Here is a 22122-nt window from a genome sequence, read left to right on the forward strand (position 1 = left end):
GCTCGGCACCACATTGCGCTATCCTTACGAATTGCGCGACGAGGACGACTATTTCGATGACATCAAGAATCCGAAAATCTCCAAGGACATGATCGAGCTTGCCAGCCACATCCTGGACAGCAAGGCCGCGCATTTCGATCCGTCGAAGTTCAAGGATGAGTACGAAAATGCGCTGAAAACGCTGGTCAAGCGCAAGGCCGCCGGTAAGCCGGTCAAGGCCGTCGAACGCGAAGAACGGCCGGACAACGTCGTCAACCTGATGGATGCGCTTCGGCAGAGTCTGACCGGCAAGGCTGCCGCAAAACGACCCAGCCACCGCTCCTCGCGTAGCTCACTGGGAACGTCTCGCCCGGCCAAGAAGGCGCATCGGTCGGCGGCGCGGCAGCGCAAGGCGAGTTAAACGAGCGGCGGCCTCGAATGTGTTCGGGGCCGCCTGCCTCTCTTCTACTTCTTCTTTGTCGATGATTTGCGTTTCGATTTCTTGGCGGATTTCTTGCCCTTCTTTTTCTTCGGCACTTTCTTGCCCGATCGGCGCGCTTCGGAGAGCCCGATCGCGATCGCCTGCTTGCGGCTCTTGACCTTCTTGCCCGAGCGGCCGCTCTTCAGCGTGCCTTTCTTGCGCTTCTTCATCGCGCCCTCGACCTTCTTGGACGCGCCCTTGGAGTATTTCCGTGCCATAAGGTTTTCTCCCGGTTATGCCGGAAAATAATCTTCAGGGCTCGGCAAGGTTCCATTCCACCAACCGCAAACGTCTAATCGGGCGCGCGCAACCGGTAGCCGATCCCGGTTTCGGTCAAGACGAATTGCGGGCGCTCGGGATCGGCCTCGATCTTTTGCCGAAGCTGCCGGACATACACCCGTAGATATTGCGCATCGGTCAACTCGTCCCAAAGCTCCTTCAGCAGAAATCTGTGGGTCAGCACCTTGCCGGCGTGCTGCACCAGCACGCGCAGCAACTCATATTCCTTCGGAGAAAGCTTCACATCCTTATCACCGACCTTGACGATGCGGCGCACCAGATCGACCGAGAGAGCGCCGGCGCGAAATACCGGGCGTTCGCCGTGAGCCTGTAGCTGATGCCGCAGTGCTGCGCGCATGCGGGCCAGCAGTTCGTCCATTCCGAACGGCTTTGTCAGGTAGTCGTCGGCGCCGAGATCGAGTGCCTGGACTTTCCCGGCTTCATCGCCGCGGCTGGACAGCACCACGATCGGCACGCCGTCGTTGCGTCCGCGGATCATTCGCAGCAACTCGTGACCCTGGATGTCGGGCAGACCCAGATCGAGAATGATCAGCGCCGGATTCTGCGACAATTGTTCGAGGGCGAGCCTGCCGTTGGATGCTTCGAGCACGTCGTAGCCTTGCGTGCTCAATCCCATCCGCAGCAATTTGCGGATCGGCGGCTCATCGTCGATGACCAGAACCTTGATCGGCGCGGCCTTCATGCGGCGGTGTCCAGCGCTTGGCTTGCCGCGGGGATCGGCAACTGGATCGTCAACACCGCGCCGTTTCGATCGGTGCGATTGGCCGCCGAAATAGTCCCGCGCATCGCCTCAACAAAGCCGCGGGAAATCGCCAGCCCGAGCCCGGTGCCGGCCTGCACATGATCGCCCTTTTGGGCGCGATAGAATTTGTCGAACACGCTTTCGAGTTCCGCCTGTGCAATGCCCGCGCCCTCGTCCATGATCTGCAGCGCGATCGAATCCCTGTCCCGCGATCCTCTGAGCGAGATGGTTGTATCGGCAGGCGCGTATTTCGCGGCGTTATCGAGTAGGTTGAACAGCACCTGCTCGAACAATACGGCATCCAGCCCCAGCATCGGCAGGCCCGACTCCAGTTCCAGCTTGACCTTGTGACGCGCGAGGATCTTGCCTGCACGCCGCAATGCGCTGCCGACGATTTCGCCGAGGTCGTGCCGTGCTGTATTGGGCACGATGGCGCCGGATTCCAGTTTTGTCATGTCGAGCAGGTTGGCGATGAAGCGGTTGAGCCGCTCGGATTCGTCGATGATGGTGGCGAGCAGGTCGGCCTTTTCCGCGTCTGACAGCGCATTCGAAAAATCCCGCATCGTGGTCGCCGAGCCCAGCACCGAGGCCAGCGGCGTCTTGAGGTCGTGCGAGATCGACGTCAGCAGCGCCGCGCGCAAGCGGTCGGACTCCACGGTACGCTTGACGCGGTCCATGTCCTCGACCAGTTGCACCCGTTCGATCGCCAGCGCGCCTTGATCCATCAGGGCGTCGAGCAGGCGGCGCTGGTCCGGCGTCAGCAGCGGACCTGTTTTGTCGTCGTCGATGCCGATGACGCCGATCGCGCCGCGTCCGGTCCGCATCGGCAGGAACAGGCGTTTGGCACCCGGCAGGGTATCGGAGCCGCGCCCGGCCGGGCGATCGTTGCCCCATGCCCAGTTCGCAGCCGCAAGATCGGCCTTGTCGAGCTGGTCCTCGGGCGGATAGCCGGCCTTCACGGTGATGAGGCCGTTGTCAGGAAGCAGCAGCACCACGCGCACCCTGAGCATCAGCGCGGTCTGATAGGCGGTCGCCCACAGCACGTCGTCCAAGGTCGCTGTGCCCGCGAGCTTGCGGCTGAAGGCGTAGAGCGACTCCGTGGTCCGCACCCTGCCGATCGCGGACACGGCTTGCATGCGCACCCGCGCGGCGAGGTTGGAGACCAGAATCGCGATCAGCATGAAGAAAAAGAACGCCGCGACATTGGTCGGATCGGCGATCGTGAAATTATGCACCGGCGGCAGGAAAAAAAAATTGTAGGACAGCGACGCCGCGACGCTAGCCAGCAGCGACGGCCACAGCCCGAAGCGGACGGCGACGCCTACCACCGCGGTCAGAAATACCAGGTCGACGTTCTCGATCCCGAATACCGGTCGGATCAGTGCGGCGGCGCCGAGCGCCACCGCGACGATCGCCAGCGCCATCAGATAGGGGCGCGAATCGAACGGTTCGGACCGATCCGCCGCGGCCACGGTCTTTTTCGGGATCGCTTCGGCGGCAAGCTCGTCGCCGGCGATCACATGCACGCTGATGTTGCCTGACCGACGCACCAGATCGTGCACCACCGAGCCGCGCATGATCTCAAACCAGCGCGACCGCGTCGATTTACCGATCACGATCTGCGTGACGTTGTTGGCGTGCGCAAAGCCGATCACGTCGTCGGCGATGCGGCGTCCGGCGCCGGGAATGGTCAGCGCCTCGCCGCCGAGCGCCTCGGCCAAACGTAATGTGTCCGCGAGCCGGTCGCGCTCGACCTCGCTCAGTTGCAGGCTGCGCCGCGTCTCGATGCTGACCGCGGTCCATCGGGCATGCAGCCGGTCCGCCAGCCGCCGCGTCGCGCGCACGAGGCCCGCCGCGCGCGGATCCTCGCTGACGCAGACCAGGATGCGCTCGCCGGCGGCCCAGGGTCCTGCGATCGCATTGGCCTGCATATGGGTGAGCAATTGCTCGTCGACCCGCTCGGCAGTGCGCCGCAACGCCAGCTCGCGCAGCGCGGTCAAATTGCCCGGCGAGAAATAATGCTCCAACGCGCGCTCGGCCTGTTTGGGGACATAGACCTTGCCTTCCTTGAGCCGCTGGATCAGGTCGTCCGGCGTGAGATCGATGAGTTCGATGCCGTCGGCGCGGTCGAACACCGAATCCGGCACGGTTTCGCGCACCCTGACATGGGTGATTTGCGTCACCACGTCGTTGAGGCTTTCGATGTGCTGGATGTTGACCGCGGTATAGACGTCGATGCCGTGCGACAACAGCTCCTCGACATCGAGATAGCGCTTGGGATGCCGGCTGCCCGGCGCATTGGTGTGAGCGAGTTCGTCGACCAACGCCAGTTGCGGGCGGCGCGCGATCAGCGCGTCGAGATCCATCTCCTCGAGAACCTGGTCCTTGTAATCGAGCCGCTTGCGCGGCAGGATTTCAAGGCCGTCGAGCAGCGCCTCGGTTTCCGCACGGCCATGGGTTTCGACCGCGCCGACGACAACGTCGACACCGGCCCGCAGCCGGGCATGCGCGCTTTGCAGCATCTCGTAGGTCTTGCCGACGCCGGGAGCGGCCCCTAAAAAAATCTTCAGGCGGCCGGTCTCGCGTTGCTCTCGCCGCGCGGTTTCCAGAAGCGCATCCGGCGAGGGCCGTTGATCGGGATCGCGGCGTTGATTTGCCATCAGCGCAATATAGTCCTGTGGGAAGGGCTGGCCTAGATACCAGCCCGGATCGCCGCTGCTTCACCTCTCCCCGCAGGGGAGAGGTCGAGGCAGCTTTGCGCCCGGCCTCTCATTTCGTGGCCTGGTCGAGCGCCAGGTTCAAGGCGAGCACATTGACCCGCGGCTCGCCGAGCAGCCCGGCAAGCCGGCCTTCGATCTGTTGCTCGACCAGTTTGCGGACAGCGTCTTCGGGCAGATTGCGGGCCTTGGCAACGCGCGGCACCTGGAACAGCGCGCCTTCGGGCGAGATGTCGGGATCGAGGCCGCTGGCCGTGGTGGTCACCAGATCGATCGGGACCGGCAACGACGGATTTTCGCCCCGGAGCTTGTCGACGTCTTCCTTGACGCGGTCGCTCAGCGCCTTGCTGGTCGGGCCGAGATTGGCGCCGCCGGAATTGGCGGCGTTATAGGGTGCGGGCACGGTCTTGGTCGAATCCGCCGGGTCCGGCGCGGTCGTCGCCGACGGGCGGCCGTGGAAGTATTTGTCGTCCTTGAATTCCTGCCCGATCAGGGCGGAGCCCACCACCTTGCCATCCCTCTCGATCAGGCTTCCCTGCGCCTGCTTCGGGAAGATCACGCCCGCGAGTGCGGTCATGGCCAGCGGATAAGCGAGGCCGGTGATCAGCGTCAGCACGACCAGCACGATGATGGCGGGGCGAATTTCTTTCAACATGGTTCTCTCCTCAAAGTTTGTGTCCCGGGCGCGATGCGGCATTCTTCATGCCGCTTCGCAGAACCGGGACCGTACCAAGCACCGGCGTTACGGCCCCGGCTCTGCAGCGCACCGCTCCGCGAAGAGCTACGCGCTGCGCTGCGTCCGGGGCACGAGATGCGCGTCATGACGGCTAGGCCAGGTGCAGGGCGGTGACCACGAGGTCGATCGCCTTGATGCCGATGAACGGGATGACGATGCCGCCGACGCCGTAGATCAGAAGGTTGCGGCGCAGCAGCGCGCCGGCGCCGATCGCGCGATAGGCTACGCCTTTCAACGCCAGCGGGATCAGCGCAATGATGATGATGGCGTTGAAGATGATCGCCGACAGGATCGCGCTCTGCGGGCTCGCGAGATTCATGATGTTGAGCGCCTGCAGCTGCGGATAGAAGGCGAGGAAGATCGACGGGATGATGGCAAAGTACTTCGCCACGTCGTTGGCGATCGAGAACGTGGTCAGCGCGCCGCGCGTCATCAGCAACTGCTTGCCGATCTCGACCACCTCGATCAGCTTGGTCGGGTTGGAATCCAGATCCACCATGTTGCCGGCCTCGCGCGCGGCCTGCGTTCCGGTGTTCATGGCGACGCCGACGTCGGCCTGCGCCAAGGCAGGGGCGTCGTTGGTGCCGTCGCCGCACATTGCGACCAGTTTTCCTTTGGCCTGCTCGTCGCGAATGAGCTGCAGCTTGTCTTCCGGCGTCGCCTGCGCGAGGAAGTCATCGACGCCGGCTTCCGCGGCGATCGCAGCCGCGGTCATCGGATTGTCGCCGGTGATCATCACGGTGCGGATGCCCATGCGGCGCAGCTCGGCAAAACGCTCGCGGATGCCGCCCTTGACGATGTCCTTTAGGTGAATCACGCCAAGCAGCTTGCCGTCGCGGGCGACCGCCAGCGGGGTGCCGCCGGATTTGGCGATCTCATCGGAGATCGCCTGAATTTCCCGCGCGGTGTCGGAATACAGCGCCGGCTGCAGCGCGCGAACGGTATTTACCGACGCCGCCAGAACGCGCGCCTCTCCGCCACTGACATAGTTCAGGATCGCATCGACCGCGCCCTTGCGGACCGACGAGCCGCCGGCATCGACGCCGCTCATCCGGGTCTGCGCGGTAAATGCAATGAAAGTGGCGCCGAGTTCGGCGAGATCGCGGCTGCGGATGCCGTAGTTCTCCTTGGCCAGCACGACGATCGAACGCCCCTCGGGAGTCTCGTCCGCGAGCGAAGCGAGTTGCACCGCGTCCGCAAGTTCCTGCTCGGTGACGCCGCGCACCGGCTGGAACGCCGTCGCCTGCCGGTTGCCGAGCGTGATGGTGCCGGTCTTGTCGAGCAGCAGGGTGTCGACGTCGCCCGCCGCTTCCACCGCGCGGCCGGACATCGCCAGCACGTTGAAGCGCACCAGCCGGTCCATGCCGGCGATGCCGATCGCGGAGAGCAATGCGCCGATGGTGGTGGGGATCAGCGTGACGAACAGCGCAACCAGCACCACGACCGACACCGAACCGCCGGCGTAAGCCGCGTAGCTCGGGATCGTCACCGTCGCGAACACGAAGATAATGGTGAGACCTGCGAGCAGAATGTTGAGCGCGATCTCGTTCGGCGTCTTCTGCCGCTCGGCGCCTTCGACCAGGCGGATCATACGATCGAGGAAGGTCGATCCCTGCGCCGCGGTGATGCGCACGCGGACCCAGTCGGACAGCACTTGCGTGCCGCCGGTCACCGCCGAACGGTCGCCGCCGGATTCGCGGATCACGGGCGCGGATTCGCCGGTGATCGCGGCTTCGTTGACTGAAGCGACGCCTTCCACCACTTCGCCATCGGAGGGAATGTTGTCGCCGGCCTCGACCAGCACGAGGTCGCCGACCTTCAGGGTGGCGCCCGGGACCATGCGGTAGGTCTTGTCCGATCCAGTCAGCAGCTTGGCCTGGCTTTCGGTGCGGGTTTTTTTTAGCGATTCCGCCTGCGCCTTGCCGCGGCCCTCGGCGACGGCTTCGGCGAAATTGGCGAACAGCACGGTGAACCACAGCCACAGGATGATCTGGAAGGTGAATCCAAGATTTTCGCCGCCAGTCACCAGATCACGCAGGAAGATGGTCGTGGTCAGCGCCGCGACGACCTCGACCACGAACATCACCGGGTTCTTGATCATCACCCTCGGATCGAGCTTTACGAACGCCGCACGCATCGCCGGTATCACGATCTTCGGATCGAGCAGCGCCGACATCGGGGCCTTTTTTTGCAGTTTTAGAGCTTCCATGGACGTAACTCCGAAAGACGTAACTCCGAAAGGGGGCCGGTCAGAACAGGGTGTTCGCATTCATCGCCAGATGCTCGACGATCGGCCCGAGTGCCAGCGCAGGGAAGAAGGTGAGGCCGCCGATGATCAGGATGACGCCGACGACCAGGCCGACGAACAGGCCGCCCGTGGTTGGCAGCGTACCGGACGACGGCGGGATGGATTTCTTGCCTGCCAGCGAACCTGCAAGCGCCATCGCCGGAACGATCATGAAGAAGCGGCCGACGAACATCGCGCTCGCAAGCGCAAGATTGTAGAACAAGGTGTTGCCGGTGAGGCCGGCGAAGGCCGAACCGTTGTTGCCTGTCGCCGAGGTGAAGGCATAGAGCACTTCGGTAAAGCCGTGCGGTCCGGCGTTGGCCATCGAGGCCACTGCGGGCGGAAACACCACGGCCACCGCGGTCCAGCCGAGGTACATCAGCGGCAGCACTAGGATCGCAAGCATCGCCATCTTGACCTCGCGCGCCTCGATCTTCTTGCCGACATACTCCGGCGTGCGCCCGACCATCAGGCCGGCGACGAAGATCGAGATGACGACAAAGATCAGCATGCCATAGAGTCCGGCACCGACGCCGCCGACGATGATCTCGCCGAGTTGCATGTTGATCAAAGGGATCATGCCGCCGAGCGCGGTGAAAGAATCGTGCATGGCGTTGACCGCGCCGCAGGAGGCGGCGGTGGTAACGACGCCAAACAGCGAGGAGGCTACGATGCCAAAACGGACTTCCTTGCCTTCCATGTTACCGCCGGTCAGACCCAGCGCATGGAGCGCGGTCGTGCCGCCCGCTTCCGCCCAGTAGGTGACGGCGGCGCCGACGATGAACAGTGTGCCCATCACGGTGAGGACAGCCCAGCCCTGGCGCGGGTTGCCGACCATGCGGCCGAACACGTTGGTGAGGCCGGCGCCGAGCTCGAAGATCGAGATCATCTGCACGAAATTCGATAGCGCAGTCGGATTCTCGAACGGATGCGCGGCGTTGGCATTGAAGAAGCCGCCGCCATTGGTGCCGAGCATTTTGATGGCGACCTGCGAGGCCACGGGACCGACCGCGATGGTCTGCTTGGCGCCCTCCAGCGTCGTCGCATCGACGTAGGCGCCAAGCGTCTGCGGAATGCCCTGCCAGACCAGGAACAGCGTATAGACCACGCAGATCGGCAGTAGCACATAGAGCGTGCAGCGGGTCACATCGACCCAGAAATTGCCGATCGTGCGCATCGAGCACCGCGAAAAGCCGCGGATCAGCGCGACGGCAAGCGCGATGCCCGTCGCCGCCGACAGGAAATTTTGGTGCGTCAGGCCAAGCATCTGCACGAGGTATGACATCGTGCTTTCGCCGCCGTAGTTCTGCCAGTTGGTGTTGGTAATAAAACTGATCGCAGTGTTGAAGGACAGATCAGGGGCGACGGCGGATCGTTCCGCCGGATTGAACGGCAGCATCGCCTGCAGCCGCATTACCGCATAAAGGATGACAAAACCGCCGACATGGAACAGCAGCATGGCGACCGTATAGGTCAGCCAATGCTGCTCGCGCTTTTCATCGACGCCGCCGAGCCAGTACACGCCCGCCTCGACCGGCCGCAGCAGCGGCGACAAAAAGGTGGGCTCGCCGTTGAACACACGGGTCATGTAGCCGCCGAGCGGTTTTGCCAGCGCGACGACGATGGCGCAGTAGAGCAGAATTTGGATCCAGCCGATGAGGGTCATCGTTGTGTGCCTTTATATTTGCGCGATCAGAACCGCTCGGGCCGCAGCAGGGCGTAGGTCAGGTAAAACAGCAGGCCTAAGGCGACGAGGCCGGCGAGCGAATAATCGAAAATCATGGCCTTATCTCCTCAAAGCCGTTCGCAGGCGTAGGCGTAACCCACCGACAGCGCGAAAAACGCGAGGCCGAGGGCCAGCATGATGACGTCAAACATGGAATGCTCCTGTTGCGGCATTATCCGCGAAGCGCTTTGAGCGGTCTTCGCACCCTTGTCGGGTGCTGAGTTGCCACCGCGCGCATAGGTTCTCGAGAGCAGGGCAGCGCCGATTTTATAGGAATCTCATAGTGAGACAATGCACGGAATCCCAGCCTACGGCTGAGCCATCACGGTCTTGTGTGTTTCATCGCTTTTTTGTCGAAAGCGCGTTTATGAAAACCCTATATTTCGCGCTCCCATTCCATCTCGTTTTCAAACAGCATTTTTCTCATCTTGCAGGTGCGGCCGCGCGTGACGGCCGTTTCTTCAGTGAGATGACGCATGCTGCTTTTCTCTGAACATCGCGATGGACCGGACAGTCGCCTTCACGATGCGCCTGCCGCGACCGCCGATCTCCTATCGGACGTCATCGGCACAACCTGCCGGCGCCTTCCGGCGCGGATCGAACGCCTGATCGAATCCGGCGCCTGGACCGACGCAGCGCTGGCGCTCCTTGAGCTGGAGTTGCCGCAATGGCAGTTGCGCCGGCTCGCCTATGACGAGGGCGAGTGGCATTGTGCGCTGTCACCGCAGCGCGAACGTCCCGACTGGCTCGACGACCGATCGATCGAAAGCCATCACGCCGACCTGGCGATGGCGATCTTGAGCGCAATCGCCGATGCACAGAACAAGTCCGCGCCGCCGCGCAAGACCAGCGTCCCCGCCGCGTCGCATCCGGCAAGCCCGCTCTACGAGCCAATGTGCTGCGACAACTTTGCGTAAGCGACCAGCTCGTAGGGTGGGTAAAGGCGCACCTGCGCCGTGCCCACCATCCTTGTTTCGGCTTCGGACATTGATGGTGGGCACGCCACCGGACGCATTCGCGTCCGGCCGCTTTGCCCACCCTACGGAAGTCGTCAGGCGACAAGCCTCTTCAGAAGGAAGTCCAACGTGAAGCTCGTCGAATCTCCATCGTGCAGCGCTGCAGCTAGAGCATGATGGTTTTAAGTCGAATCGCCACGATGCTCAAATCACCTCTCCCCGCAGGGGAGAGGTGAGAAGGAGCCGCGTCAACCTGAATTCATCACGCGCGAGCACCCGCAGCCGTTTCAGGTGCATCTCACCTGAATGATACACGATCGGGGATTGTTCCGGCTGATGAGGTATGAGCGGCAGGCGTCCATAAGTGCGGCATAAAGAGGGGCCGCGCCCCCTCGATTAGGCGGCCGGATTATTCCGCCGCGCTTCGCAGTTCGGCGCGTTCGGCGCGCACCGCGCAGAACTTGAATTCGGGTATCTTGCCGAATGGATCGAGTGCCGGATTGGTCAGCAGGTTGGCCGCGGCCTCGGCGTAGCAGAATGGCATGAACACCATGTTTTCCGGCACATCGCGGTCCGAGCGTATCTTGATCTCAACCGCGCCGCGGCGGGTCTGCAGCCGCACCAGGTCGCCCGGCCAGACCTTCAGGCGCCGCATATCCTTCGGCGACATGAACGCGACCGCCTCGGGCTCGATCTGGTCGAGCACGCTGGAGCGCCGCGTCATCGAACCGGTGTGCCAGTGCTCGAGCACGCGTCCGGTAGACAGCACCATCGGATACTCATCGTCGGGCAACTCGTCGGGTGGAATGACGTGAGCGGGGACGATCTTGCCGCGGCCGCTCGCGGTCGGGAAACCCGTGGTGAAGATGATCTCGTTGCCGGGCTTGTGCGCATCATCGACCGGATAGGTCACCGCGCCCTCGCGCACCAGTCGCTCCCAGGTGATGTTCTTGAGTGAAGGCATCACCTCGGTCATTTCGGCAAAGACGTCGGCCGGCCCTTCATAGCGCCAGTCGAGCCCCATGCGTTTGGCGATCTCCTGGATGATCCACAAATCCTGCCGCGCATCGCCCGGCGGCTTGATCACCTCGCGCGCCAGTTGCACGCGGCGGTCCGTATTCGTAAACGTCCCGGATTTTTCGGCGAAGGCGGAGGCCGGCAGAATCACGTCGGCATGAAACGCGGTTTCCGTGACGAACAGATCCTGCACCACCAGATGATCGAGTTTCGCCAACGCCTCGCGGGCGTGCTGCACGTCAGGATCGGACATCGCGGGGTTCTCGCCCTCGATATACATGCCGGCGATTTCCCCGGCGTGGATCGCGTGGATAATCTCGACCACCGTCAGGCCGCGCACCGGATCGAGGTCCTGATGCCATAGTTTTTCGAACGGCTCGCGCAGATCGGTGCGTCCGACCGGCTGGTAATCCGGCAGGAACATCGGGATCAGTCCCGCGTCGGATGCGCCCTGCACATTGTTCTGGCCGCGCAGCGGATGCAGCCCGGTGCCGGGGCGTCCGACCTGTCCGGTGATCAGGGCGAGCGCGATCAGGCAGCGCGCATTATCGGTGCCGTGGATATGCTGGCTGATGCCCATGCCCCAGAAGATGATCGAGGCGCGCGACCGCGCGTAGATCCGCGCGACCTCGCGCAGGGTTTCGGCGGGAACGCCGCAGATCGGCTCCATCTTCTCCGGCGTGAATTCCTTGATCTTTTCCTTGAGATCGTCGAAGCCCTCGGTATAGCCGGCGATATATTGCTTGTCGGTCAGGTCTTCGGTGATGATGGTATTCAGCATCGCGTTCAGCATGGCGACATCGGCGCCGGGCTTGAATTGCAGGTGCTTATAGGCATGGCGCGACAGCGATTGCCGGCGCGGGTCCATCACGATCAGCTTGGCGCCACGCTTGGCGGCATTCTTGAGATAGGTCGCGGCTACCGGATGGTTGATGGTCGGATTGGCGCCGATCACGATGATCACGTCGGCATCCATCGCGGCGGCAAACGGCGCCGACACCGCGCCCGAATTGAGGCCCTCCATCAACGCCGCCACCGACGAGGCATGGCACAGCCGCGTGCAGTGATCGACATTGTTGGACCCGAAACCGGTGCGCACCAGCTTCTGGAACAGATAGGCTTCCTCATTGGAGCCCTTGGCCGAGCCGAAGCCTGCGAGCGCCTTGACGCCCTTCTCATCACGAATTTTCACCAGCCCCTTTGCGGCGGCGTCGAGGGCTTCTTCCCATGATGCTTCGCGGAAATGCGTGAACGGATTGGCCGGATCGACCTGATCGTTGGCATCCTTCTTCGCATTCGGAAGCCGCACCAGCGGCTTTGTCAGGCGATGCGGGTGGTGGATGTAATCGAACCCGAAGCGGCCCTTGACGCAGAGGCGGTTGTGATTGGCCGGGCCATCGCGGCCTTCCGCGTAGATGACCTTCTCGTCCTTGACCTGATAGGTGACCTGGCAGCCGACGCCGCAGAACGGACACAGCGAATCGACTTTTTTGTCGGCGTAGACGGTGCGGGTCTGGTTGTCGTCGAGCAGTGCCGATGGCATCAGCGCGCCGGTCGGGCAGGCCTGCACGCACTCGCCGCAGGCGACACAAGTCGACTCGCCCATCGGATCGTCAAAATCGAACACGATCTTGGAATCGTGATTACGATAGGCCATGCCGATCACGTCGTTGACCTGGACTTCGCGGCAGGCGCGCACGCATAATCCACACTGGATGCAAGCGTCGAGATTGACGCGCATCGCAGGATGGCTGGCATCGCCGTGCCAACGCTCGGCGGCCGGGAAACGGCTTTCGGTAACCTGAACCTTTTCGGCCCAATGCCAGAACTTCGAGTCCGGATCGTGCGAGGTTTCGCGCGCGGGCTGGTCGGCTACCAGAAGCTCCATCACCATTTTTTGCGCGGCGACGGCGCGGGCGCTCGCCGACTTCACCTTCATGCCGACGCTCGGCGTCCGCTTGCAGGATGCGGCCAGCACGCGCTCGCCTTCGATTTCCACCATGCAGGCGCGGCAGTTGCCGTCGGGCCGATAGTCCGGTTCGGGCGAATAGCACAGATGAGGAATCTCGCGGCCCTGCCGCTTTGCCACTTGCCAGATGGTCTCGCCGGCTTTCGCCCCGACCGGTTCGCCGTCGAGTTCGAACTGGATGATGTTTGGCCCGGCGCCCGCGCCGCCGACCGCGCCGATCGGCGCGGTGTGGGCGACGTTGACCTTTCCGTCGGGCACCGACTGCCCGCCGGCCTTGCCCTTGGCATCATGGCCATAACCCTGCGGCTTCGGGCTGTCGTTGCTCATATCGAAATCTCACGGGCAATTGCTGAACCGGACAAAACCTGGGTACTCATCATTCCGCGGCTTCCTTCGGCGCAAATTCCTCAGGGAAGTATTTAATGACTGAAGTAAGCGGATTCGAGGCCGCCTGGCCGAGGCCGCAGATCGACGCGTCGCGCATCGCCTGACTCAATTCGTCCAGCAATTCACGGTTCCAGGTGCCCCGCTCCATCAACAGCGCCGCCTTCTGGGTGCCGACCCGGCAGGGCGTGCACTGGCCGCAGCTTTCATCCTCGAAGAAGCGCATCAGGTTCAGCGCCGCGCCTTTCACGTCGTCCTGGTCGGACAAAATGATGACCGCGGCCGATCCGATGAAGCAGCCGTATTTTTCCAGCGTGCCGAAATCAAGGGGAATGTCGTCCATCGCCGCCGGCAGGATGCCGCCCGAGGCGCCGCCCGGCAGATAGGCGTGGAAGGCGTGGCCCTCCGCCATGCCGCCGCAGAACTCGTCGATCAATTCGCGCACGGTGACACCGGCCGGCGCCAGTTTCATGCCGGGATTTTTGACGCGGCCGGACACCGAATAGCTGCGCAAGCCCTGGCGATCGTTGCGGCCATGGCTCTTCCACCAGCCGGCGCCCTTTTCGACGATGTCGCGCACCCACCACAGCGTTTCGATATTGTTGATCAGCGTCGGCAATCCGAACAGCCCGACCTGGAACGGATAAGGCGGCTTGTGGCGCGGCAATCCGCGCTTGCCCTCGATGCTTTCGAGCAGCGCGGATTCCTCGCCGCAGATATAGGCCCCGGCGCCGCGGCGCATGTGCAAGGCGGGACCGCCCGGCGGCAGTTTTGCGATTTCGCGTTCGAGAATTTCGCGCGAGGCCGGGTATTCGTCGCGAATGTAGATATAGACCTCAGGCGCTTCCACGACGTGGGCGCCGATCAACGTGCCTTCAATGAAGCGATGCGGATCCGTTTCGAGATACCAGCGATCCTTGAACGTTCCGGGCTCGCCCTCGTCGCCATTGATCGCCATCAGGCGCGGCCCGGGCTCGCCGAGCACCGCGCGCCATTTGCGTCCCGTCGGAAAACCCGCGCCGCCGAGGCCACGCAGCGACGCGTCGTCGAGCGCCTTCAGCAAATCCTCTTTCGCCAGCTCGCCGGAGCGCAGCCGGTTGAGCAGCGTGTAACCTCCGCCCGCGACATAGGCATCGTAATCGACATAGGCAGGCAGATGCGCGCGGGTATCGCCGCCCTTTGCCGCTGCGAGCACGCTTTGCGCGCTCGCATGATCGACGAAATGATGACCAACCTCTGCCGCCGGCGCAGTGTCGCAACGTCCGACGCAGGGCGCGCGCACGACGCGGATTCCGGGACTGGCGGCGCTCTGCAACTCCTGCAGCAGCTTTTCGGCGCCGAGCATGGCGCAGGTCAGCGAATCGCAGACCCGAATGGTCAGTGGGGGAATATCGGGTTCGCCTTCCTTCACGATGTCGAAATGGGCGTAGAAGGTCGCCGTCTCGAACACCTCGGCGAAGGCCAGCTTCATCTCATCCGCAAGGGCCGCGAGATGCGCGGCCGAAATCCGGTGCCAGGTGTCCTGGATGAGATGCAGGTGCTCGATCAGCAGATCGCGCCGCCGGGGCCGGTCGCCGAGCAGAAGCGCTATCTCTTCAGCAGCTTGTGGATCGATCTGACGGCCCTTGGGGGTCGACTTGGCGCGCCGCCGCCCCTCGCCCGGATGGTCGAATGAGCGGACCTGCTGCACGTCATGACTCATCGAAACATCTCGTTTCCGTATCCCTGTCCGGCGACTCTAATCCGTGGCATACCAAATGCCAAGAAGAAAGAAATGCGCGTGAGGGGCCTAGGACGGCAAGCCGGCAGCCAAAAGGCCGGTCGCCTTTTCAATCAGGAACACGATCCGGCGCTCCGCGCGCTCCGTGATCTCGACCCGATCGCCGGTTTCCCGGATCAGGTTGGGAATATCGATCACCGATAGCGGATCGGTGCAGTGCACTTCCAGCCGGTCGCCAGGATTTAACGACTTCAGCGCCTTACGGGTTTTCAGAGCCGGCAACGGACATTTCAGTCCGGTCAAATCGAGCTTTGTCTGTACCATGACCGTGAAGATGGCGAAGGGCCCTCGCATCGTCAACCCGGCACGCCGGCCGTCAGAGTTCAGGCCAGGCTGGCATAGCTGAGAAATCCAACGGTCTGGCCGGGCTCGACCCGCGTGATCTCTTCGCCGAGTTCCACCAGTCCATCCGTCTCCACCAGCGACGACAGCAGCCCCGCGCCCTCGCGCGGAAATTTTGCGGCCTCAAGTGCGCCGTCGGCGCCCCTGCGCAATGTGACGCGGACATATTCGCGGCGGGCGATCTTCTTCTTGTAGGCGAAGGCCGCGCGCACCGGCACCGGCACCGGATTTTGCTGCAGGGCGCCGGCCAGCGCCAGCACCGTCGGACGCACAACGTGGACAAAGGTCACAAAACTGGCCACCGGGTTTCCGGGCAGGCCTATAAATGGCGTGCCGCCGATGATCCCCATCGCCACGGGGCGTCCCGGCTTGATCGCCATGCGCCAGAGCACCAGCGTGCCGACACTCTCGACGGCAGCCTTGACGTGATCCTCCTCGCCGGTCGAAACCCCGCCGGTGGTCAGGATCAGATCGTTCGCGCCTGCCACCTCGTTCAAGGCGTTTGCGAGCGAGGCGCGATCGTCGCGCAGGATGCCGAGATCGCTGACCTCGCAGCCGAGCCGCGCCAGCATCGCCATCAGCATGAAGCGGTTGGAGTCGTAGAGTTGCGCGGCCGCGCGCGGCGCGCCCGGCGACACCAGTTCGTTGCCTGTGGAAAACACCGCGACACGAATGCGCCTGCGCACCTCGACCTGCGTCAGGCCGAATGCGGCGGCGAGTGCGATATCCTGCGGCCGCAGCCGTTGGCCCGCCGGTAAAGCCTGCGTGCCGGCAGCAATGTCCTCGCCGGCCGGGCGCACATTGGCGCCGGCTTTCAGCCCCGCAGGCAGAACAACGCTGCCCGCCGCGTCGAGGCGGACATCCTCCTGCATGAATACCGTATCGACGCCCTCAGGCATCGGCGCGCCGGTGAAGATGCGCACGGCGTGGCCGGGCTTGACCGGCTCTTGCGCCGAGGCGCCGGCCTGAATCCGTCCTGCGACTGGAAACGTTTGCTCGGTGTCCCCGGACAGATCGCCGCTGCGCACCGCATAGCCGTCGACGGCGGAATTGGTGAAAGGCGGCAGCGGCAGCGGAGCCGCGATGCCTGCCGCCAAAACGCGGCCATCGGCGTTCCTCAGATCGACGGTCTCGACCTCCTGCACCGTCGTCACCCGCGCGGCGATGATCGCGACGGCTTCATTGACCGACATCATCGGGCCGCCGAAGGCAAAGCAATCGTCGCTCAATTGCGCCATGGCTTCTCAGCTTCCCTTAGGCTCCGCTCGCCATCACGTCCGCAATGTCGATCGCCGAGGCCTGCATCATGGCGGCGATGGCCGGGATGTCATCGAGATGGACAGTTGGAAGGCGCGTTTCAAGCTTGGTATCGCTTGCAATACCCACGATCCCCGGATCGTCGGGGAATAGCGGCGGCTTGCCGTTGGCGGCGCGATACACCTCGATCTTGCGATGCGGCTCCCGTTTAAAACCCTCGATCAAGACCAGATCGACCCGCGACATCTTTGCCAGCAGTTCGGGGATTTTCGGTTCGCTTGCGCCGCGCAACTCGTGCATCAGCGCCCAGCGCCGGGTCGAAGAGACAAGCACCTCGGCGGCGCCTGACTGCCGGTGGACCCAGGAATCCTTGCCCGGGACATCGACGTCGAATTCATGATGGGCATGCTTGATCACGGAAACGCGTAAGCCCGCGGCGATGAAATGCGGGATCAGGCGCGTCAGCAGCGTCGTCTTGCCGGCGCCGCTCCACCCCGCCAAACCAATCACCTTCATCTCATTCCCCAGACAGGCCGGAACCGGCTTCGCATTTCCATCCGTGCTTTATATCCGTCAACGCGCAATGTCATGCTATTGAGCAGGCTATGACCAGGATCGAAAGGCTCCCCGCCCCCCGTATCGTCCCGGACCCTGCGGATCCGCGGCTGACCGAACGTGTTGCCGGGACCGACCAGACCGGCGCACCCGTCGAGATCAACGTGCCGGTCGAACGTGCGTTGACGCTGTACCTGAACGCCCAGGAGATCGTCACCATGATGACGATCGGCGATTATCCGGAGTATCTCGCGCTCGGCTACCTGCTCAACCAGAACATGCTGAAATACGGCGATATCGTCACCGAAGTGGAATATGACGACGATCTGCAGGTCGTAGTGGTGCGCACCGAGCACCACACCAATTTCGAACAGAAGCTGAAGAAGCGCACCCAAACCTCCGGCTGCGCGCAGGGCACCGCTTTCGGCGATCTGCTCGAGGCCGTGGAAAGCGTGGCGCTGCCCAGGGCGGAATTGCGGACATCGTGGCTCTACCAGATGACGCACGCGATCAACACCATGCCCTCGCTCTATCTCGAGGCCGGCGCCATCCACGGCTGCGTGCTGTGCAAGGAAGGCACGCCGGTCTGCTACACTGAAGACGTCGGCCGCCACAACGCCGTCGACAAGATCGCCGGCTGGATGTTCCGGCACAACGTCGATGCCGCCGACAAGATTCTCTACACCACGGGACGGCTCACTTCCGAGATGGTGATCAAGACCGTGCGGATGGGGATTCCGATTCTGGTTTCGCGTTCGGGGTTTACGGCGTGGGGCGTCGACCTTGCGCGGCAGGTCGGATTGACGCTTGTAGGGCGCACACGCGGCAAGCGGTTCATCGCGCTGGCCGGCCAGGAGCGCATCGTTTACGACCAGAATCTCGACTATGTGGCCGAGGAATCCGCGCGCCATATGCGCAAGGGCGAGCGGGATGACTGAGATTCCTCTTACGCCCGGCGTTCTGCTCGCCGGCGGGCTGGCGCGGCGCATGGGCGGGGGCGACAAGCCGATGCGCACCATCGGCGGCCGCACCATCCTCGATCGCGTCATCGCGCGGCTTAAGCCGCAGTGCGATTGCCTTATTCTCAACGCCAATGGCGATCCGGCGCGATTTGCGGCATTCGGCCTCCCCGTCATTGCCGACACGGTGCAGGATTTTCCGGGGCCGCTCGCCGGCATCCTCGCCGCGCTCGACTGGACGGCGGCCAACCGGCCCGATGTCGGGTGGGTATTGAGCGCCGCCGCGGATTGTCCGTTCCTGCCGCGCGATCTTGTCGTGCGATTGCATCAGGCGCGGATTGAGCAAGACGCGCAGCTTGCGGTCGCAGCTTCCGCCGGGCAAACGCACCCGGTGATCGGATTGTGGAGCGTGCGCTTGCGCGAAGAGCTTCGCCACGCGCTGGTGGTGGAAGACATCCGCAAGATCGACCGCTGGACCGCGCGCTACAAGCTAGCGACCGTGACGTGGCCGGCGGAACCGCTCGATCCGTTCTTCAACGCCAACACCATGGATGATATCGCGGAAGCGCAGCGGCTGGCGGAGCTGGACGGGTAACGTGCCCCGGACGCAGCGCAGCGCGTAGCTCTTGCGTAGCGGTGCGCTGCGTCCGGGGCCCCGGTTACTTGCGACTCGAAGAAACCGGGGTCCCGGTTCTGCGAAGCGGCATGAAGAATGCCGCATCGCGCCCGGGACGCGAGATTCATTACGCCGGCCTAAATCCTGCGAATCGCAGCGCGGCGCGCGTTTCGCCCGACGCCAGGGAATCAAGAAACGCCTGCACCGCAGGCCTATCCTTCCGCGCAGACACCAGCGCGAAGTCATAATGCTCTTCCGCCAGCGGAATGAACCCGAGCCCCGCGGCATGCGCGACCGGCGCGATGGTCATGCCCCAGTCGGCACGGTGCTGTGCGACTGCCGCGGCGACCGCGTTGTGCGAGCGCGGCTGATTCCAGTAGCCGTCGGGCCTTGCCGTGCCGAGCAGGCGGTCGATCAGGATGCGCGTGCCCGCACCCTGGTTGCGGTTGACCATGATGCAGGCGGGGTCGGCGAGCGCGGCGCGCACCGCGTCTTGCGCGCTTAGCCCCTCGAAGCGCTTATCCCCGGCGCGGAACACGATGCTCTGCATGCGCCGATAGCCCGACACCAGTTCGAGCCCGGCCGCCATGAACGGCTCGTTGTAGGTCTCAGACGCCTCGTCGAACAGATGGATAGGCGCCAGATCGCATTCGCCGCGCCGCGCCGCCGCCAGGCCGCCGAGGCTGCCGACCGCGATCGATCGCACCGACAATCCCGCGCGCGCCAGTGGCGCGGTGACCAGGTCGAGCCCGGTGCAATGGCTGCCGACGATGACAAGATCCGGCACCCGCACATGCGGCGTGAACAGCGTGACGTCGGCCTCGGCGCCGGCAGGCATCTGGTCGGCGAGCGCGTCGATGCGCAGAAATCCATCGGCCTGCGCGAACGATGTGATTGCGCCGGAGCCTTTGCCGGAAGGATAGGCGATCAGTCCATCTGCGCCCTCGACCAGCGACACCATGACGAATTCGGTGCGGCCCAGTTCCGATGCGATCCGCACCGGAATTTTTGCGGTGACTTTGGCGTCGGAGCGCGGCGGCAAGCCGGCCATCCGCCGCAGCACCGGAACGATCATGTCGTGAAAGGTGAACATCGCCGAGGTCGGAAATCCCGGCAAGATCACCACGGGCTTGCCGTCGCAGACCGCGAGACAAAGCGGCTTGCCCGGCTTCAGCGCGACACCGTGCGCGATGATGCCGGGTTGGCCGAGCCTCGCGATGATCCGATGCGACACGTCGCCCGCGCCCTTCGAGGTACCTCCCGAAAGCACCAGCATGTCGCAGCTCTCGAGCGCCTTTCGCATGACGGCTTCGAGTTCGCGCTCGTCGTCGGGGATGGCGCCGAGAAAGGCCGCTTCGCCGCCGTTCTCGCTCACGGCGGCGGCGACGATGGCGCCGTTGGTGTCGTAGATCCCGGCGGGGCGCAGCGGCAGGCCGGGCTGAACTAGCTCATCGCCGGTGGAGATCACGGCCACGCGCGGTTTTCGCGCCACCGCGACATCGGCGATTCCGCAAGCGGCGAGCATGCCGATCTCGCGCGAGCCGATCATGGTTCCCGCACGCAGCAGCGCCTCGCCGCGCGCGATGTCGGAGCCGGCATAGGAGACGAATTGCCCCGGAGATGCCGCACGGCGGATCTCGATCGCGCCCTCGCCCGCGGGCTGGGTGTGCTCGACCATCACAACGGCATCGGCGCCGCGCGGCACGGGGCCTCCGGTCGCGATCGGCGTCGCCGTACCCGGCACCACCGGCAGCAATGGCGCGGTGCCGCAGGCGATGACTTCGTCGTTGAGCTCAACGCGAACCGGCGTGGCTTCGCCGGCCGACGCAAGATCAGCGGAACGCACCGCAAAACCATCAACATTGGAGCGGTCGAACGGCGGCACGTCGATCGGCGCCACGATGTCTTCCGCCAAGGCGAGGCCGAGCGTATCGGCCAGCGGCCGCGCTTCGCCTGGAATCGCGCGTGGAAATAGCGCCGCTTCGAAACGCGCCAGCGCATCCTCGCGCGAGAGGATGCTCAGGAACTGATCCTGCTCCACGCTGTCGCGATTTTTCGTCATCGGAGAGTTTTGCATGTCGGAAGCGCCCATGGTCAGTCCCGGAGCATATAGGCATGGACCGGCGTGCCCGCCGCATATCCTTCGCTAGCACCGGGCACGGCGAGCCACGCATCGGCGCGCGCGATCGTCTCGAGCGAAAGGTCGCCGGTTGCGAGTGGCATCCAGGCGTCATCGGCCTTCTTGAGCAGAACGATTTCCGCGATTCCAACGCTCGAGGCAATCTTGCGCGCGAGCGGGAGGGTCCGCGTTCGCCGCTTCTCGCTGCCGGAGAGCCGATCCAGAGCCGGCAGCGCAAGCGTCCACCAAGCCGCCAGCGCCTGATCCGGGGCGCCGGGCAAGGCGACCGCGGGGCTACCTGCGATTCTGCCGATCGCGGCGGTCCGGCCGGGCCGCAGCGCGATGCCATGGGCGAGCAGCTCGCCGCGCGAGGCCAGCGCCTCGATCGTCGCATCGGTGCGCCCGAGGCCGGTGCCGCCGACGGTGATGAGCAGGTCGCATGGCTCGGCATCCAGCGCCGCTGCAATGGAACGTGCATCGCGTCCGCTCGCTTCAACGCGGATGATTTCGGCACCGGCCGCACGGGCACTCTCCGCGATCAGTTGCGCCGTCACTGCAGTTCCGGCCGTCGCCGGGATGTCGATCAGGCGCAGCCGCGGGCGGCGCACGGCCACTGTGTCGAGCCCGGCCGCTCGCGCCAACAGCAGATCGAGCGCGCGGATTCTCCGCCCGGCGACGATGGGTGAACTTCCCTCCGCAATATCGCCGCCGATGCGGCGAACGCCCTGCCCCGGTATCGCCTCGGCCGATACCTGAAACAGGGCGCCGGTCTGCTCGACAGAATCAGGATCGATCACGCAGTCGCAGCCCTCGGGCATGCGATCACCGGCTTCGACCCAGACCGGTGAAGCGGCCAGTGGCAGCGGCGAATAGGACGAGGCGCCCACGAGATCGCGGGACCGAAATGCCCAGCCATCGACCGCGGCCACATCGAACGCCGGCAGCGCTTTCAGGGGCGGCAGTTCGGCGGCAATACATCCCGGCGCCTCGGCGAGCGGAAGTTCAACCGGGGCAACCGGCTTAATTCCCTGAAGCAGCGCCGCAAGCGTCGCATCGAGCGAAGTGAGCGAGGCCGTCAGGCGTTGGGGCGTCATCATGCCGCGTCTACTTACTGAATAAACCCGGAAATATACAGCCAATTGCCGCCCGGGCGGGCTCGACACTCGGCCGAGGCCGCCCTGAGTTGACGCGTGGCGATGA

17 protein-coding genes and 1 pseudogene are annotated in these 22122 nt (G+C 64.1%); 4 read left to right on the forward strand and 14 right to left on the reverse strand.

Going from position 1 to position 22122, the window contains the following annotated elements; genetic code table 11:
- Window positions 1–400: pseudogene (locus VGP39_RS23695) on the forward strand (Ku protein); the annotation flags it as partial.
- A gap of 44 nt (window positions 401–444) precedes the next feature.
- Here VGP39_RS23695 and VGP39_RS23700 read toward each other — a convergent pair.
- The 7 genes from VGP39_RS23700 to VGP39_RS23730 all read right to left on the reverse strand — a co-directional run bounded on the left by VGP39_RS23700 (window position 445) and on the right by VGP39_RS23730 (window position 9024).
- Complete coding sequence (locus VGP39_RS23700; protein ID WP_327570532.1) at window positions 445–678, reverse strand: DUF6496 domain-containing protein; 234 nt, start codon at window positions 676–678, stop codon at window positions 445–447.
- 74 nt (window positions 679–752) lie between these two features.
- Window positions 753–1442, reverse strand: coding sequence for a response regulator transcription factor (locus VGP39_RS23705; protein ID WP_327570533.1), 690 nt, complete (start codon window positions 1440–1442; stop codon window positions 753–755).
- Window positions 1439–4162, reverse strand: a complete 2724-nt coding sequence (locus VGP39_RS23710; RefSeq protein WP_327570534.1) for a sensor histidine kinase KdpD — start codon at window positions 4160–4162, stop codon at window positions 1439–1441. The genes VGP39_RS23705 and VGP39_RS23710 overlap by 4 nt, the downstream gene beginning before the upstream one ends.
- A gap of 109 nt (window positions 4163–4271) precedes the next feature.
- Entirely contained in the window at window positions 4272–4874 is a 603-nt protein-coding gene (locus VGP39_RS23715; protein ID WP_327570535.1) for a K(+)-transporting ATPase subunit C, read from the reverse strand.
- A gap of 172 nt (window positions 4875–5046) precedes the next feature.
- Window positions 5047–7164 (reverse strand): potassium-transporting ATPase subunit KdpB, encoded by a 2118-nt coding sequence (kdpB, locus tag VGP39_RS23720; RefSeq protein WP_327570536.1) that lies wholly within the window; start codon window positions 7162–7164, stop codon window positions 5047–5049.
- Between the two features lie 40 nt (window positions 7165–7204).
- Window positions 7205–8908, reverse strand: a complete 1704-nt coding sequence (gene kdpA, locus VGP39_RS23725) for a potassium-transporting ATPase subunit KdpA (protein WP_327570537.1) — start codon at window positions 8906–8908, stop codon at window positions 7205–7207.
- 26 nt (window positions 8909–8934) lie between these two features.
- Complete coding sequence (locus VGP39_RS23730) at window positions 8935–9024, reverse strand: K(+)-transporting ATPase subunit F (RefSeq protein ID WP_327570538.1); 90 nt, start codon at window positions 9022–9024, stop codon at window positions 8935–8937.
- 420 nt (window positions 9025–9444) lie between these two features.
- Here VGP39_RS23730 and VGP39_RS23735 point away from each other — a divergent pair, with 420 nt between their 5' ends.
- Window positions 9445–9885 (forward strand): hypothetical protein, encoded by a 441-nt coding sequence (locus VGP39_RS23735; RefSeq protein ID WP_327570539.1) that lies wholly within the window; start codon window positions 9445–9447, stop codon window positions 9883–9885.
- 448 nt (window positions 9886–10333) lie between these two features.
- Here VGP39_RS23735 and fdhF read toward each other — a convergent pair whose 3' ends face one another.
- The 5 genes from fdhF to mobB all read right to left on the reverse strand — a co-directional run bounded on the left by fdhF (window position 10334) and on the right by mobB (window position 17189).
- On the reverse strand, window positions 10334–13237 hold the full coding sequence (gene fdhF / locus VGP39_RS23740) for a formate dehydrogenase subunit alpha (protein WP_327570540.1): 2904 nt from the start codon (window positions 13235–13237) through the stop codon (window positions 10334–10336).
- Between the two features lie 49 nt (window positions 13238–13286).
- The gene (locus VGP39_RS23745) at window positions 13287–14996 is read right to left on the reverse strand and encodes an NADH-ubiquinone oxidoreductase-F iron-sulfur binding region domain-containing protein (RefSeq protein WP_327570541.1); all 1710 of its coding nucleotides are present in this window, start codon (window positions 14994–14996) and stop codon (window positions 13287–13289) included.
- A gap of 87 nt (window positions 14997–15083) precedes the next feature.
- Window positions 15084–15338 (reverse strand): sulfurtransferase TusA family protein, encoded by a 255-nt coding sequence (locus tag VGP39_RS23750; protein ID WP_327570554.1) that lies wholly within the window; start codon window positions 15336–15338, stop codon window positions 15084–15086.
- 59 nt (window positions 15339–15397) lie between these two features.
- Complete coding sequence (gene glp, locus VGP39_RS23755) at window positions 15398–16654, reverse strand: gephyrin-like molybdotransferase Glp (protein WP_327570542.1); 1257 nt, start codon at window positions 16652–16654, stop codon at window positions 15398–15400.
- 16 nt (window positions 16655–16670) lie between these two features.
- Window positions 16671–17189, reverse strand: coding sequence for a molybdopterin-guanine dinucleotide biosynthesis protein B (gene mobB / locus VGP39_RS23760; RefSeq protein WP_327570543.1), 519 nt, complete (start codon window positions 17187–17189; stop codon window positions 16671–16673).
- Window positions 17190–17278: 89 nt separating this feature from the next.
- Here mobB and VGP39_RS23765 point away from each other — a divergent pair, with 89 nt between their 5' ends.
- Both VGP39_RS23765 and mobA read left to right on the forward strand, forming a co-directional pair.
- Entirely contained in the window at window positions 17279–18166 is an 888-nt protein-coding gene (locus VGP39_RS23765) for a formate dehydrogenase accessory sulfurtransferase FdhD (protein ID WP_327570544.1), read from the forward strand.
- Entirely contained in the window at window positions 18159–18782 is a 624-nt protein-coding gene (gene mobA, locus VGP39_RS23770) for a molybdenum cofactor guanylyltransferase MobA (RefSeq protein WP_327570545.1), read from the forward strand. Before VGP39_RS23765 ends, mobA begins: the two co-directional genes overlap by 8 nt.
- A gap of 148 nt (window positions 18783–18930) precedes the next feature.
- Here mobA and VGP39_RS23775 read toward each other — a convergent pair whose 3' ends face one another.
- Both VGP39_RS23775 and VGP39_RS23780 read right to left on the reverse strand, forming a co-directional pair.
- Window positions 18931–20865 (reverse strand): molybdopterin biosynthesis protein, encoded by a 1935-nt coding sequence (locus VGP39_RS23775; RefSeq protein WP_414644785.1) that lies wholly within the window; start codon window positions 20863–20865, stop codon window positions 18931–18933.
- A 32-nt stretch (window positions 20866–20897) separates the two neighbouring features.
- Window positions 20898–22019 carry a molybdopterin-binding protein gene (locus VGP39_RS23780; RefSeq protein WP_414644787.1) on the reverse strand — a complete coding sequence of 374 codons (1122 nt, stop codon included), beginning with the start codon at window positions 22017–22019 and terminating at the stop codon, window positions 20898–20900.
- Window positions 22020–22122: the final 103 nt, after the last annotated feature.

Origin of the sequence: Bradyrhizobium sp. (assembly GCF_036009065.1) — a bacterium.
Taxonomy (GTDB): Bacteria; Pseudomonadota; Alphaproteobacteria; order Rhizobiales; family Xanthobacteraceae; genus Bradyrhizobium.